The sequence below is a fragment of the Sedimentimonas flavescens genome (assembly GCF_025154035.1).
Taxonomy (GTDB): Bacteria; Pseudomonadota; Alphaproteobacteria; order Rhodobacterales; family Rhodobacteraceae; genus Rhodobacter; species Rhodobacter flavescens.
The window spans coordinates 82670-96888 of the sequence record NZ_JAOALJ010000001.1 but is presented as its reverse complement, the minus strand read 5'-3'; the positions used below and the strand labels follow the sequence as shown (position 1 = coordinate 96888).

At 63.6% G+C, this 14219-nt stretch carries 15 protein-coding genes; 12 read left to right on the top strand and 3 right to left on the bottom strand.

Going from position 1 to position 14219, the window contains the following annotated elements; all coding sequences use genetic code 11:
• Positions 1-66 precede the first annotated feature (66 nt).
• The 7 genes from N3C64_RS00435 to N3C64_RS00405 all read left to right on the top strand — a co-directional run bounded on the left by N3C64_RS00435 (position 67) and on the right by N3C64_RS00405 (position 6395).
• Positions 67-975: an MBL fold metallo-hydrolase gene (locus N3C64_RS00435; protein ID WP_260010676.1), complete on the top strand. Its 909-nt coding sequence runs from the start codon at positions 67-69 to the stop codon at positions 973-975.
• A gap of 86 nt (positions 976-1061) precedes the next feature.
• Positions 1062-1613: a thioredoxin family protein gene (locus tag N3C64_RS00430; RefSeq protein WP_260010674.1), complete on the top strand. Its 552-nt coding sequence runs from the start codon at positions 1062-1064 to the stop codon at positions 1611-1613.
• Between the two features lie 2 nt (positions 1614-1615).
• Entirely contained in the window at positions 1616-2293 is a 678-nt protein-coding gene (gene gph, locus N3C64_RS00425) for a phosphoglycolate phosphatase (protein WP_260010672.1), read from the top strand.
• 59 nt (positions 2294-2352) lie between these two features.
• Positions 2353-3219 carry an MBL fold metallo-hydrolase gene (locus N3C64_RS00420; protein WP_260010669.1) on the top strand — a complete coding sequence of 289 codons (867 nt, stop codon included), beginning with the start codon at positions 2353-2355 and terminating at the stop codon, positions 3217-3219.
• Positions 3220-3243: 24 nt separating this feature from the next.
• Positions 3244-3672: a TIGR01244 family sulfur transferase gene (locus N3C64_RS00415; protein WP_218629038.1), complete on the top strand. Its 429-nt coding sequence runs from the start codon at positions 3244-3246 to the stop codon at positions 3670-3672.
• A 21-nt stretch (positions 3673-3693) separates the two neighbouring features.
• On the top strand, positions 3694-5445 hold the full coding sequence (locus N3C64_RS00410) for a SulP family inorganic anion transporter (protein WP_260010665.1): 1752 nt from the start codon (positions 3694-3696) through the stop codon (positions 5443-5445).
• 176 nt (positions 5446-5621) lie between these two features.
• Positions 5622-6395, top strand: a complete 774-nt coding sequence (locus N3C64_RS00405) for a LuxR family transcriptional regulator (protein ID WP_260010662.1) — start codon at positions 5622-5624, stop codon at positions 6393-6395.
• Positions 6396-6662: 267 nt separating this feature from the next.
• Here the strand turns inward: N3C64_RS00405 and tsf are convergent, their stop codons facing one another.
• Positions 6663-7574, bottom strand: coding sequence for a translation elongation factor Ts (gene tsf / locus N3C64_RS00400; protein WP_260010660.1), 912 nt, complete (start codon positions 7572-7574; stop codon positions 6663-6665).
• A gap of 72 nt (positions 7575-7646) precedes the next feature.
• Positions 7647-8402: a 30S ribosomal protein S2 gene (rpsB, locus tag N3C64_RS00395; RefSeq protein WP_218629034.1), complete on the bottom strand. Its 756-nt coding sequence runs from the start codon at positions 8400-8402 to the stop codon at positions 7647-7649.
• Positions 8403-8592: 190 nt separating this feature from the next.
• Between rpsB and N3C64_RS00390 the strand changes: the two genes are divergently transcribed.
• The 3 genes from N3C64_RS00390 to N3C64_RS00380 all read left to right on the top strand — a co-directional run bounded on the left by N3C64_RS00390 (position 8593) and on the right by N3C64_RS00380 (position 11166).
• Positions 8593-9498, top strand: a complete 906-nt coding sequence (locus N3C64_RS00390) for a PfkB family carbohydrate kinase (RefSeq protein ID WP_260010657.1) — start codon at positions 8593-8595, stop codon at positions 9496-9498.
• A complete protein-coding gene (locus tag N3C64_RS00385) occupies positions 9495-10409 on the top strand; it encodes a pseudouridine-5'-phosphate glycosidase (RefSeq protein ID WP_260010654.1) in 915 nt (304 codons plus the stop codon). The genes N3C64_RS00390 and N3C64_RS00385 overlap by 4 nt, the downstream gene beginning before the upstream one ends.
• Before the next feature lie 64 nt (positions 10410-10473).
• Entirely contained in the window at positions 10474-11166 is a 693-nt protein-coding gene (locus tag N3C64_RS00380; protein WP_260010652.1) for a DUF502 domain-containing protein, read from the top strand.
• A 53-nt stretch (positions 11167-11219) separates the two neighbouring features.
• Here N3C64_RS00380 and N3C64_RS00375 read toward each other — a convergent pair whose 3' ends face one another.
• Complete coding sequence (locus N3C64_RS00375; protein ID WP_260010650.1) at positions 11220-11993, bottom strand: 3-hydroxybutyrate dehydrogenase; 774 nt, start codon at positions 11991-11993, stop codon at positions 11220-11222.
• Between the two features lie 288 nt (positions 11994-12281).
• On the opposite strand from N3C64_RS00375, the gene N3C64_RS00370 reads away from it, so the two are divergent.
• Positions 12282-14105, top strand: a complete 1824-nt coding sequence (locus N3C64_RS00370; RefSeq protein ID WP_260010636.1) for an extracellular solute-binding protein — start codon at positions 12282-12284, stop codon at positions 14103-14105.
• Positions 14102-14218, top strand: a complete 117-nt coding sequence (locus N3C64_RS00365) for an entericidin EcnA/B family protein (RefSeq protein WP_218629029.1) — start codon at positions 14102-14104, stop codon at positions 14216-14218. The genes N3C64_RS00370 and N3C64_RS00365 overlap by 4 nt, the downstream gene beginning before the upstream one ends.
• Position 14219: the final 1 nt, after the last annotated feature.

The window sequence follows — 14219 nt, the reverse complement described above, 5'->3', positions numbered from 1 at the left end:
CTGCTTGCTCCTCCCGGTAAATGCATTCATATTCGAATGCATGAATGCCAGTAAGGGAGGACTGGAATGCAACTTACGCGCCGCACGATTCTACGAACGGCCCTGGCGGCCGGGGTCGGCGGGCTCTTGCCCGCACGCAGCTTCGCCGCCAGCCAACTGGCTTTGGGCACAGCAACGCTCGACACACTTTCGGACGGGCATCTCGTGCTGCCGATCGGGTTCATTTCGGACAATCCGGGCGCGCCCGATCTGCTTGCTCGGCATGGGCTGAGCGGCCCGGAGATCGAATCCCCCTGCAATGTCACGCTTTACCGCGACGGCACCAACACGGTTCTCTTTGACGTCGGCTCGGGCCCGGATTTCATGCCCACTGCCGGCAAGCTTGCGGAAGCCTTCGATGTGCTTGGCGTAACTGCCGATGAGGTCACGCATGTCGTCTTCACCCATGCCCATCCCGACCACCTCTGGGGTGTGCTCGACGATTTCGACGAGCCGATCTTTGCGAACGCAACCCATCTGATGGGCCGCGCCGAGTATGATTACTGGGCCGACCCGAACACCGTCAGCACTATCAGCGGTGGGCGTGAGACCTTCGCCGCAGGCGCTATCCGACGCCTACAGACACTTGAAGATCGCATCGTAACATTCGAGGATGGTGAGGAAATAATCCCTGGTATCGGCGCGCGTGCAAGCTACGGCCATACGCCGGGCCATATGTCGTTCGAGGTACGCCAGGGCAATACATCTGCACTGATCGTCGGTGATGCCATCGCCAACGCGCATATGGCCTTTGAGGCGCCGTCCTGGGCCTCCGGCTCGGATCAGGACGCAGAGATGGGCGCCAAGACGCGCCTCGATCTGCTTGGGATGCTTGCCGACGGCACCATGCCGATGGTCGGCTTCCACCTGCCCGAAGGCGGCGTCGGGCGCGTCGAACGCGCGGGCGACGCCTTCCGCTTCATCCCCGAAGCCTGACCAAAGGGCGCCGCCAAGGCTTGCCTTGCGCGGCGCTCTGGCTAGGTTGACGATGACACCGGATCAGCCGCACGAAGGAGCACAGCATGGCCGTCACCCCTCCCGTCTGCGATTTCGGCTGGAAAGCGCCCGGCTTCGTGCTGTCCGGCACCGATGGCAAGAACTGGAGCCTCGACGACATCCGCGGCCCGAAGGGCACGCTGATCATGTTCATCTGCAACCATTGTCCCTATGTGCTGGCGATCATGGACCGGTTGCTGCGTGACGCCGCCGCCCTGCAAGCCGCAGGGATCGGGGTGGCCGCGATCAGCGCGAACGATGCCGATGCCTACCCGGACGACAGCTTCATCAATATGCTCCGCATGTCGCGCGAAAAGCACTTCTCCTTCCCCTATCTCTATGACGAAACCCAAGAGGTCGCCCGCGCCTACGGCGCTGCTTGCACACCTGATTTCTTCGGCTTCAACGCACAGGATGAGCTGCAATACCGCGGGCGTCTGGATGCCTCGGGGCGCAACCCCGGCCCCACGGATGCGCGGCGCGAGCTGTTCGAAGCGATGATGCTGGTGGCCGAGACCGGCCAGGGCCCGCGCGAACAGGTCGCCTCGATGGGCTGCTCGATCAAGTGGAAGGTCTGACCATGTCGCTGCCCTCGATCGTCTTCGATCTCGACGGAACGCTGATCGACTCGGCGCCCGACATCCACGCCGCCTCGAACGCCGTTCTGGCCGAGCATGGCTTTGCCCCGCTGACGCTGCCACAGGTGCGCAGCTTCGTGGGCAAGGGCGTGCCGCATCTGGTGCACCGCCTGCTGGAGGCGTCCGAGGCCGACCCGCACGGCCCGCTACATACCCGCATGGTCGCCGATTTCACCGCACGCTACGAAGAGGCCGTGACCCTGACCGCGCTGTATCCCGGCGTGCGCGGGGCGCTTGAGGCCCTGGCACTGGCGGGTCATCCGCTCGGGATCTGCACCAACAAGCCGATTGCGCCCACCATGGCCGTGCTGCGCCATTTCGCGCTCGATACGCTTTTTGATGTCGTGATCGGCGGTGACACCCTGCCGGTACGCAAGCCCGACCCGCTGCCGCTATTGACGGCGCATCAGGTGCTTGGGCGTGAGCGGATGCTCTATGTCGGCGACAGCGAGGTCGATGCCGAAACCGCCGCCGCCGCAGGTCAGCCGTTCCTGCTGTACACCGAAGGCTACCGAAAGACCCCGGTCGCCGATCTGCCCCATGCCATCGCCTTTTCGGACTATGCTATGCTGCCCGGCATTGTGTCGCACTTTCCTTGGGTCACCGCCGCAGCCGATTGATCGCGCCCGCGCCGACCCCATATGAAGCGCAGAAATCCGTCCGACCGCAGGAGGAGAAAATGCTCAAACCCGTCGTTCAGGCCTTTTTCGACGAGGCGACCAATACCGTGACCTATGTGGTCAAGGACCCGCAAAGCACCGCCTGCGCGGTGGTCGATAGCGTGCTTGATTTCGACTACGCCTCCGGGCGCACCGATACGCGCTCGGCCGATGCGGTGATCGCCTATATCCGCGAAAACGGCCTCAGCGTGGCCTGGATCCTCGAAACCCATGTGCACGCCGACCACCTCTCGGCCGCGCCCTATATCCAGGAGCGTCTCGGCGGCAAGATCGGTATCGGTGACCGTATCAAGATCGTGCAGGACACCTTCGGCAAGATCTTCAACGAGGGCACCGAATTCCAGCGCGACGGCTCGCAGTTCGACAAGCTCTTCGTCGAGGGCGACAGCTTCGAAATCGGCGGGCTGGACGGCCATGTCCTGCACACGCCGGGGCACACGCCGGCCTGTCTGACCTATGTGATCGGCGACGCGGCCTTTGTGGGCGATACGCTCTTCATGCCCGATTACGGTACTGCGCGCTGCGATTTCCCCGGGGGATCGGCCGAGGCGCTCTATGTCTCGATCCAGAAGATCCTCGCCCTGCCCGATGCGACGCGCGTTTTCGTGGCGCATGACTACCTGCCCCCGGGGCGCGAGGACTACCAGTGGGAAACCACCGTCGCCGAAGAGCGCGCTCGCAACATCCATATCGGCGGCGGCAAGTCCAAGGACGATTTCGTCAAGATGCGGACCGAGCGCGATGCAACCCTTGCGATGCCGCGCTTGATCATCCCTTCGCTGCAGGTAAACATGCGAGCCGGGCAGATGCCCCCGCCCGAGGATGACGGAAGGACCTATCTCAAGGTTCCGGTCAACGGGCTCTAACGGAACGCGTGGCAGGAGACAGGCATGGAGTTGCGGCAGATTACGCCGGAGTTTGCGGTGGCGCCGCAGATCACCCCCGAGGATGTGGCCGAATTGGCCCGCATGGGGTATCGCACCCTGATCAACAACCGCCCCGATGAAGAGATCGAGGCGCAGCTCGACAGCCACGCCATGGCCGAGGCTGCCGCTGCGGTCGGCATGGTCTATGTTCACCTGCCCTATTACCCGGGCGCGATGACGCCCGATCTGGTCGCCGCCTTCGAGGCCACCATGTCGCAGATCGAGGGGCCGGTGCTTGCCTATTGCCGTTCTGGCACGCGCTCGTCGCATCTCTGGGCGATGTCGGAGGCTGGCGCGCGCCCGATCGACGAGATCGTCTCGCTGGCGGCGAAGGCGGGCTACGACCATTCGGGTCTCGTGCCGCTCTTGGCGCAGCACGCCGCCAATCGCTAGAGAAAGGCCGCGCAAGCGCCCATGTTGAAAAGATATTTTCCGATTCTGACATGGGCGCCGAACTACCACCGCGCGACGTTTGAGGCCGATCTGGTCGCGGCAGTGATAGTCACGATCATGCTGATCCCTCAGTCGCTGGCCTATGCCTTGCTGGCCGGGCTCCCCGCACACGTGGGCCTCTACGCCTCGATCGCGCCGCTGCTGCTTTACACGCTCTTAGGCACCTCGCGCGCGCTTGCCGTCGGGCCGGTTGCGGTGGCGTCGCTGATGACCGCCGCCGCGGTGGGTGAGATCGCCGCCAAAGGCACGCCCGAGTATCTGGGCGCAGCCATCGCGCTGGCCTTCCTGTCTGGCGCGATGCTGCTGGCCATGGGCTTCCTGCGCCTTGGCTTCATCGCGTCGTTCCTGAGCCACCCGGTCATTTCCGGCTTCATCTCGGCCTCGGGCATCCTGATCGCCGCCAGTCAGATCAAGCACCTTTTGGGCATCTCGGCGAATGGTAAGACATTGCCCGAGATCGTCGGGTCACTGACCGAGCAGTTGGGCGCGACAAACACACCGACACTGATCATCGGCATCGGAGCCGTCGCCTTCCTGTTCTGGGCGCGCAACGGCCTGCGCGGCGCATTGATGGCGCTCGGCCTGCGGGCGCGACTTGCAGGGCTGATGGTGCGGGCGGCTCCGGTCTTCGCGGTCTTCGTAACGATTCTGGCGACATGGGGGCTTAACCTTGAGGCCGAAGGAGTGCGCGTCGTGGGCCGCGTTCCGCAAGGACTACCCACCCCCGCAATGCCGCCGCTCGACCTCGCACTTTGGGCGCAACTGGCAGTGCCAGCCCTGCTGATCTCCATTGTCGGCTATGTCGAGACAATCTCGGTCGCGCAGACACTGGCCGCGAAACGGCGCCAGCGGATCGACCCGGATCAGGAACTGGTGGCGCTTGGGGGGGCAAATCTGGCCTCGGCCTTCTCGGGGGGCTTTCCGGTCACCGGCGGGTTTGCGCGCTCGGTCGTGAATTTCGATGCCGGGGCGGAAACGCCCGCCGCAGGGGCCTTTACTGCGATCGGCATGGGGCTGGCCACGCTGCTGCTGACCCCGGCGCTTTACTACCTTCCGCAAGCGACCCTTGCTGCGACCATCGTTGTCGCGGTGCTCAGCCTTGTCGATCTGGGCGCGATCCGGCGCACCTACAACTATTCGCGCGGCGACGCTCTGGCGATGGTCGCGACGATCATTGTAACCTTGGGTATCGGCGTCGAGGCCGGGATCTCTGCCGGCGTTGGTCTATCGGTGCTCATGCAACTGTGGCGCAGCTCGCGCCCACATTATGCCGTGTTGGGCCAGGTTCCGGGGACCGAGCATTTCCGCAACATCAACCGCCATCGCGTCATCACCGCGCCGGATGTGTTGTCTTTGCGCGTCGATGCAAGCCTCTGGTTTCCCAATGCGCGCTTTCTTGAAGACACGATCTATGGCGCCGTCGCCGGCGATCCCGCCATCCGGCACGTGGTTCTGAACTGCCCGGCGGTCAACTTCGTCGACTCCTCGGCGCTTGAGGCACTTGAGGCGGTGAACCAGCAGCTCAAGGACGCGGGCGTTCTGCTGCATCTGTCCGAGGTCAAGGGGCCGGTGATGGACCGTCTGAAACGCTCCGACCTCATCACGCATCTCGGCGGGCAGGTGTTCCTGACCCATCATGACGCGCTCTGCGCCCTTTCGCCCGACCTGACGATGGGAATCCAAAGCGCCCCCCGCTGCGAGACCGCGCGATAGCATATTTCGTTTTCCAGCCGTTTTGATTTGTTTTCTTGCTGCAACTTGCGGCGGACGAATTAGATAGGTTATAGATTCAGCGCAACGCGCACAGTTACCGTTTCCCTTACTGCAACAATCGCCTCCGCCATGGCCGGGGCGGCTGAGGCTACAATGGATCGCCCTTTGGAGAGCAAATGCTCGAACACCTCGAACAGATTCTGAATTGCGAGGACATCGACTCCATCTGGGCGCTGCATTGCGAGCGCATGGCGCAATACGGATTTGACCGGCTTCTCTATGCACTCACCCGTTTTCATACCTCCAACGGCTTTGGGAATCTCGACGATACGCTGATCTTGTCGAACCATGATCCGGCCTATCTGACCGCGTTCCTAGACACTGGCGCGTTCAACGACGGCCCGATGGTCAAATGGGCCGCGCAGAATGTCGGCTATTGCTCGTGGCGCTGGATCGCCGAGCAGATGGAGGCAGGCAAGCTTGACGCGGCCGAGATGAAAGTGGTCGAACTCAACCTGCGCCACGGCGTGCGCGCGGGCGTGTCGATCAGCTTTCCCGATGTCAATGTGCGCACCAAGGGGGGGATTGGCCTCTGCGCGCGCGAGGATCTGCGCCAGCACGAGGTCGACGCGATCTGGAACGAGTATGGCCGTGAACTCATGGTGATCAACAATGTCACCCATCTGCGGATATCGTCCCTGCCCTACAAGACCAAGCGTGGCTCGCTGACCCCTCGGCAGCGCGAGGTGCTCGAATGGGTCGCCGACGGCAAAACGGCGGCCGACATCGCGACGATCATGGGCCTGACGGTCGCGACCGTGGAAAAACACCTGCGCCTGACCCGCGATGCGCTGGATGTCGAGACGACAGCGCAGGCAGTTCTGAAGGCCTCAGTGCAAAAACAGATATTCCTTGCAGGGCCGCCGCCGCAACGCAGCAAAAACTACTGAAAGGTCAGGAAAACCGGACTGGCGTTTTTCTGCCGATATGGTTTCCTAGAATGGTTCCGTGAGTGGTGGCTTTGGCCAGGAACAAGGGCTGGAACGAGGTCGATGATTGTTCCGATAGCGGACTAGCTCTCCGGTTTTCCGGACTAGGCCCGGGCGTTCGTATTCTCGGACGTCCGGCCTTTCTCATTTCTGAGGCTGAGAAACGGACCCAGACAAAGCAAAACGCCGCCCGGTCGGGGCGGCGTTCTGTTTGTGCGAGGCGAAAGATCAGGCGCCAGCCATGGTCTTGGCGACTTCGGCGGCGAAGTCCTCTTCTTTCTTCTCGATGCCTTCGCCAACGGCGACGCGGGCATAACCGGTGATCTCGACGCCGGCCTCTTTGGCGGCCTGCTCGACGGTCAGATCCGGGTTGATGACGAAAGCCTGGCCGAGCAGCGTGTTCTCGGCGAGGAATTTCTTCATCCGGCCCGGGATGATGTTGTTGTGGATCACCTGCTCCGGCTTCGGCTTGGCCGAGGTCGCGTTCTCTTCCAGCGCCTTGGCGGTCTGCACCTGCAGTTCGCGCTCGACAACGGTCGGATCGAGGGTCGCTTCCGAGAGCGAGAGCGGGTTGGTCGCCGCGATGTGCATCGCGAACTGCTTGCCGATCTCTTGCGCCTTGGCCGCATCACCCTTCAGCGCGACGAGCACGCCGATCTTACCCATGCCTTCGGCCGCGGAGTTGTGAACGTAGGACACAACGCTGTCGCCTTCGAGCATGTGCATGCGGCGGAAGGTCATGTTCTCGCCGATGCGGGCGATGGCGTTGGTCAGGACCTGCTCGACGGTCTCGCCGTTCAGATCGGCGGCCTTGACGACCTCAACCGATTCACCGGTTTCCAGCGCGATCTTGGTGATCTCGCGGACCAGGTTCTGGAAGTCGGCGTTCTTGGCGACGAAGTCGGTTTCCGAGTTGATCTCGATGGCGACGCCACGGCCGGCATCAACAGCCACACCGATCAGGCCTTCGGCGGCCACGCGGTCGGCTTTCTTGGCGGCTTTCGCCAGGCCCTTGGTGCGCAGCCAGTCGATGGCGGCTTCCATGTCGCCATTGGTCTCGGTCAGCGCCTTCTTGGCGTCCATCATGCCTGCGCCCGAAGTTTCGCGCAGCTCTTTCACCATCGCAGCGGTAATCGCCATGGGATCTCTCCTCTGAATTGGGTCTGGGCGGGGTTACCCCCGCCCGATGTCATCCGTGTGACGGACGAGGCCTCAGGCCTCGGCAGCTTCCTCGACGGGCGCTTCTTCGAGCGCGCCGAGATCGACGCCGGCAGCGCCCATCTGGGCGGTCATGCCGTCGAGAGCCGCACGGCTCACGAGGTCGCAGTAGAGCGCGATGGCACGCGCGGCGTCATCGTTGCCCGGGATGATGTAGTCAACGCCCTTGGGCGAGCAGTTGGTGTCAACCACGGCCACAACCGGGATGCCCAGCTTCTGGGCTTCGAGGATGGCGAGGTCTTCCTTGTTCACGTCGATGATGAACAGCAGGTCCGGCAGACCGCCCATCTCGCGGATACCGCCGAGCGAGGCTTGCAGTTTGGTCTGCTCGCGCTCCATCTGGAGGCGCTCTTTCTTGGTCAGACCTTCGGCGCCCGAGGCGAGCACTTCGTCGATCTGCTTCAGACGCTGGATCGACTGCGAAACGGTCTTCCAGTTGGTGAGCGTGCCGCCCAGCCAACGGTGGTTCATGTAATACTGGGCGCACTTTTCAGCGGCTTCGGCGACGGCCTTCGAGGCCTGACGCTTGGTGCCGACGAACAGAACGCGGCCGCCCTTGGCGACGGTGTCGCGCACGACTTGCAGAGCAGCGTCCAGCATCGGGACGGTCTGGGTCAGGTCGACGATGTGGATACCGTTGCGGTCGCCGTAGATGAACTCCGCCATACGCGGGTTCCAGCGTTGCGTCTGGTGGCCAAAGTGAACGCCAGCTTCGAGCAGCTGACGCATGGAGAATTCAGGAAGCGCCATGTCCAATTCCTTTTCCGGTTTGCGCCTGAGCGGAGGATCAGGGGGATTACCCCAACCGGTGGACCGAACGGGGATTTCTCCCCCGAAGGCCCGCCTCCGCCTGTGAAGTGCGCGCGATATAGCCCCCATTGATCGCCATGGCAACCCCCTGCCCTCTTGCGTCGGCCAACAATGAGATGCACCAAGAGGCATGACAGACAAACCCGACATCCTTTGCATCGGCTCGGTCCTGTGGGACATCATCGGGCGTGCCTCGGTTCATATGCGCGCGGGCTCGGATGTGCCAGGCCATATCCTGCGCCTGCCGGGCGGTGTGGCAATGAATATCGCCATGACGCTGACTCGCTTTGGCCTGCGCCCGGCAATCCTGACCGCCATCGGACGCGACAGCCAGGGCGCCGACCTGATTGCCGAGGCCGAGGTGCAGGGCATCGACTGCCGCTATCTCTACCGCTCGGACGACCTGCCGACCGACCGCTACATGGCAATCGAGGGCGCGAACGGCCTGATCGCCGCCATTGCCGATGCGCATTCACTGGAGCAGGCAGGCGACAAGATCCTGCGCCCGCTGGCCGACGGTCGCCTAGGCAGCGCTGCGGCCCCGTGGTCCGGGCCGATTGCGCTTGATGGCAACCTGACCCAGGCGCTGCTGTCCGAGATCGCGCGTTCGCCCCTCTTCGCGCGCGCAGATCTGCGTGTGGCCCCCGCCAGCCCCGGCAAGGCCGAGCGTCTTGCCCCCCTGCTGCGCCACCCGCGAACGACGCTTTATGTGAACCTCGAAGAGGCCGGCATCCTGTGCCAGCGCGAATTCGACAGCGCCGAGGCTGCCGCGCGCGGTCTGCTGGCGCGCGGGGCGACACGTGCGCTGGTGACCGATGGCGGCAAGGCGGCTGCGGACGGTGCGCGTATTGGGGATGAGCAAAGCGTTCTGGTTGCAGCCCCGCCCGCCGTCATGGTGACCCGGGTCACCGGCGCGGGTGATACTTTCATGGCGGCGCATCTTGTCGCCGAACGCGACGGTGCCCCACGCGCCGAAGCCCTTGCCTGCGCGCTCAAGGCCGCAGCGCGTTACGTTTCCGGAGAAATGGCCATATGACCGCCCCCCTCACCTTCGCCCCCGAAGTCCGCGCCGCCCTTGATGCGGGCAAACCTGTCGTGGCGCTCGAATCCACGATCATCACACATGGGATGCCCTATCCGCAGAACCTGCAGACCGCCCGCGCGGTCGAGGCCGAGGTGCGCGCTGCCGGCGCCACCCCCGCGACCATCGCGATCATGGGCGGGCATATCCATATTGGCCTGACGGACGAGGAACTGGAGCGCCTTGCGCAGGCCGAGGATGTGATGAAGCTCAGCCGGGCTGACCTGGCGGTATGCCTTGCCGCGAACGGGACCGGGGCGACGACCGTCGCCGCCACGATGATTTGCGCCGCGCTTGCGGGCATCGCCGTTTTCGCGACGGGCGGCATCGGCGGCGTGCATCACGGGGCCGAAGACAGTTTCGACATCTCGGCCGACCTCGCGGAACTCGGCCTGACCCCGGTGACGGTCGTCGCCGCGGGCGCCAAGGCGATCCTCGATCTGCCCAAGACGCTGGAGGTTCTGGAAACCAATGGCGTGCCGGTGATCGCCTTTGGCCAAGACGAGTTTCCGGCCTTCTGGTCGCGCAACTCGGGGCTCAAGGCACCGCTACGCGCCGATACCGCCGCGCAGATCGCCGAGGCGCATCTGATGCGCGCCCAACTGGGCCTGAACGGTGGACAACTGGTTGCCAGCCCGATCCCGCCCGAGGCTGAGATCGCGCGCGAAGAGATCGTTCCGGTAATCGAAACCGCGCTGGCCGAGGCTGCCGCACGGGGGATTGCCGCGAAGGCTGTGACTCCCTTTCTTCTGCAACGCATCTTTGAGCTGACCGATGGACGCTCTTTGGCCTCCAATATTGCCCTTGTTCTGAACAATGCGCGGCTTGCAAGCCGCATAGCTGCCGAAATCTGCGCGCGGCGTTAGCGCGCCCATTGCGCCTTGAATTGGGCACCCCTAACTAACGGGAAACACCCATAGGGATCACCACATGACCACGCCGCCCCCCGAGCCCCACCGCCGCAGAAGCGTTTTCGCGGGGCTGCGGGCCTCATTCCTGACCGGGCTTGTGGTCATTGCACCGATCGGCCTGACGGTCTGGATCATGTGGACCGTCGCCGGATGGGTCGATAGCTGGGTGCTGCCGATGGTGCCGCACCCGTGGCGCCCCGAGCAGTATGTCGGCATCAACCTGCGCGGTATCGGCGTTCTGATCTTCCTGCTTTTCACGATCATCGTGGGCTGGCTCGCCAAGGGTCTGATCGGTCGATCGCTGCTGCGCGCCGGAGAGCGGCTGGTGGATCGTATGCCGGTCGTGCGCTCGGTCTATAACGGGCTCAAGCAGATCGCCGAAACCGTCCTGTCGCAGGGCGAGGCCAAGTTCGACAAGGCCTGTCTGATCGAATATCCCCGCCCGGGGCTCAAGGCGGTCGCCTTTGTATCCTCGCGCGCGAAGGGTGAGATCGCCAGCAATGCCGATCCGGATGATCCGTTGATCTCGGTGTTCTTGCCGACGACGCCGAACCCGACCTCGGGCTTCCTGCTGTTTGTACCGCAGTCGCAGATCACCTACCTCAACATGGGTGTCGAGGATGCCGCGAAGCTGATCATCTCGGCCGGTCTGGTCTATCCAAGCCCGAAATCGCCCGACAAACCCGCCACGAAAGAGCGCGCGCCGCAATAAGGCCCGCCCTCAGCGATCACGGCGCCGAGGCCCTCGCCCCGGCGCCGCGTTCATTAGAGTGCCGTCCAGCCGCCATCGACCGAGATCGTCGTCCCGGTGATCTGCGCTGCCGCATCCGAGCACAGGAAGACAGCAGTGCCGCCCAGTTGCTCGACCGTTGCGAACTCGCGCGAGGGCTGGCGTTCAAGCATCACCTTCTTGATGACCTCTTCGCGGCCCATGTTGTGGGTCTTCATCTGATCGGGGATCTGGGCCTCGACCAGCGGGGTCAGCACGTAGCCCGGGCAGATCGCGTTGCAGGTGATCGGCTCTTCCGCCGTCTCAAGCGCGGTGACTTTGGTCAGCCCGACGACGCCGTGCTTGGCCGCGACATATGCCGACTTGTAGGGCGAAGCCGTCAGCCCGTGCGCAGATGCGATGTTGACGACGCGGCCCCAACCGGCCTCGCGCATCATCGGCAGCGCCGCAGCCGTGGTGTGGAAGGCCGAGCTGAGGTTGACCGCGATGATCGCGTTCCACTTGTCCACCGGGAAGCTGTCGATCGGCGAGACATACTGGATCCCCGCATTGTTCACGAGGATGTCGCAGATACCCGCCTGCTCGACCAACGCGCGGCAGTCCTCGGCGCTTGACATATCGGCCTTGATATACCGCGCGACGACGCCGAATTCCTTCCCAAGACCCTCGGCCAGCTTGTGGTCCTCGGGCCGGTCCGTGAAGGAGTTCAGCACAACATTCGCCCCCGCCCTTGCCAGCTCCCGCGCCACGCCGAGCCCGATGCCCGAATTAGAGCCGGTAATGATGGCGGTCTTTCCCTTGAGCGTCATGGTCATCTCTCTCCTTCCAACGGATTTCCGGCGCGAGATTATCCCACTGCGCGGCAATATCCATGCCGCTTGAACAAAAAACTGTGAAGGGAGGAGCGAGGCAGAAAAAAACGCCCGCACAAGGCGGGCGTTAAGTCATGAGGCAGGTTTCATACAGGCAAGAAACCTATCGAGCAGTGCTTTCTATATACGCCTAACCTCTCGCCTATCCAAGGGAAAAGTTTGCCTAACCCCGCGTCGGCGTTTAGCTTGCAGTTCAAATTCGGACGTTAGACAGGGTGTGTCGCAATGGTGAGATCGGTGATTATTCGTGCTCTGCGGGCCGCGTTCTTGGCGCTTAGCCCTGTTTTGCTTGGGGCCACCGCCTGGGCAGAGCCGCAGCACGGGATCGCCATGTACGGTGCCCCCGCCCTGCCCGAGGGTTTCGCACACCTTCCCTATGCCAACCCGGACGCCCCGAAGGGCGGCAGAATCCGGATGGGCGAATCGGGCAGCTTCGACAGCCTCAACCCCTGGATCCTCAAGGGGCGCGCCGCGCAGGGGATTTCCGCCTATGTCACCGAATCGCTCATGGGTCGCAGCTATGATGAGCCGTTCACCCTCTACGGGCTGCTCGCCGAAAGCGTTGAGACCGACGAGGCGCGCTCGTGGGTCGAGTTCACCCTGCGCGAAAGCGCGCGCTTTTCAGATGGCTCGCCCGTCACTGTCGAAGACGTGATGTGGTCCTATGAGACCCTCGGCACCCAGGGCCACCCGCGCTACCAGAACGCCTGGCGCAAGGTTGCCAAGATGGAGCAGACCGGGCCGCGCAGCCTGCGTCTCACCTTCTCTGAGCCCGATCGCGAGCTTGCGCTGCTGATGGGGATGCGCCCCGTGCTCAAGAAGGCGCAATGGGACGGAAAGACCTTCGCCGAGGAAACGCTGACCACGCCCGTCGGCTCCGGCCCCTACCTGATCGACCGGGTCGAGCAGGGCAAATACATCAGCCTGCGGCGTAACCCCGACTGGTGGGGTAAAGATCTGGGCTTCAACCGCGGCCAGCACAATTTCGATGAGATCCGTTACGACTATTTCGGCGATGGCGGGGTCGTCTTCGAGGCTTTCAAGGGCGGCGAGATCGACACCTGGCGCGAAACCAACGCCGCGAAATGGGCGCGCGATTTCGACTTTCCGGCGGTTCAGGATGGCCGCGTCGTCAAATCCGAGATCCCGCACCAGCGCCCCTCGGGCATTCAGGGTCTGGTGATGAACACCCGCAAACCGGTCTTCGCAGACTGGCGCGTGCGCGAGGCGATGATGCTCGCCTTCAACTTCGAGTTCATCAACGCCACGCTGAATGACGGCAGCGAACCGCGCATCACCTCGTTCTTCTCGAACTCGGTTCTGGGGATGCAGCCGGGCGCAGCGCAGGGCAAGGTTGCCGAACTGCTTGCGCCCTTCGCGGCCGATCTGCTGCCCGGCGTCATCGATGGCTACGAACTGCCGTCGTCGGACGGGTCGGAACTCAACCGCGGCAATACCCGCAAGGCCATCAAGCTGCTTGAGGAGGCCGGCTGGCAGGTGGACAAGGACGGCGTGCTGAAGAACGCGGACGGCACTCCCTTCACCTTCGAAATCGTCCTGCAACAGGGTGCCGCCGAGACCTCTTCGGTTGTTGATATCTACGTCGAGGGGCTCTCGCGGCTTGGCATCTTCCCGAAGGTGACCAATATCGACGACGCGCAGTACACTGCGCGCACCAACTCCTATGACTTCGACATGGCCTGGTATGTGCGCGCGCTGTCACTCTCGCCGGGCAATGAGCAGATGCTCTACTGGGGCGCGCGCGGCGTGGCGGAGCCGGGCTCGCGCAACTGGATGGGCATGAATGTGCCCGCCGCCGAGGCCATGGTCACCGCCATGGTCAGCGCGCGCGAGACCGAGGATTTCGTCGCTGCAACCCAGGCGCTCGACCGCATTCTGACCGCCGGGCGCTACGTGATCCCCGGCTGGTATTCGCGCGTGTCGCGGCTGGCACATATTCGTGAACTTCACTTCCCCGAGCGGCTTCCGCTATACGGGGATTGGCCGGGCTTTCAGCCCGATGTCTGGTGGTATGAGGAAGCGCAATGAAGAAACTGATCCTTCTGGCAGCCCTGGCGGGGGCACTGGCTGGCTGTAACACTGTCGCGGGTGTGGGCGATGACGTCTCAAGCGGCGCGCGCACGGTTCAGGGCTGGTTCTGAC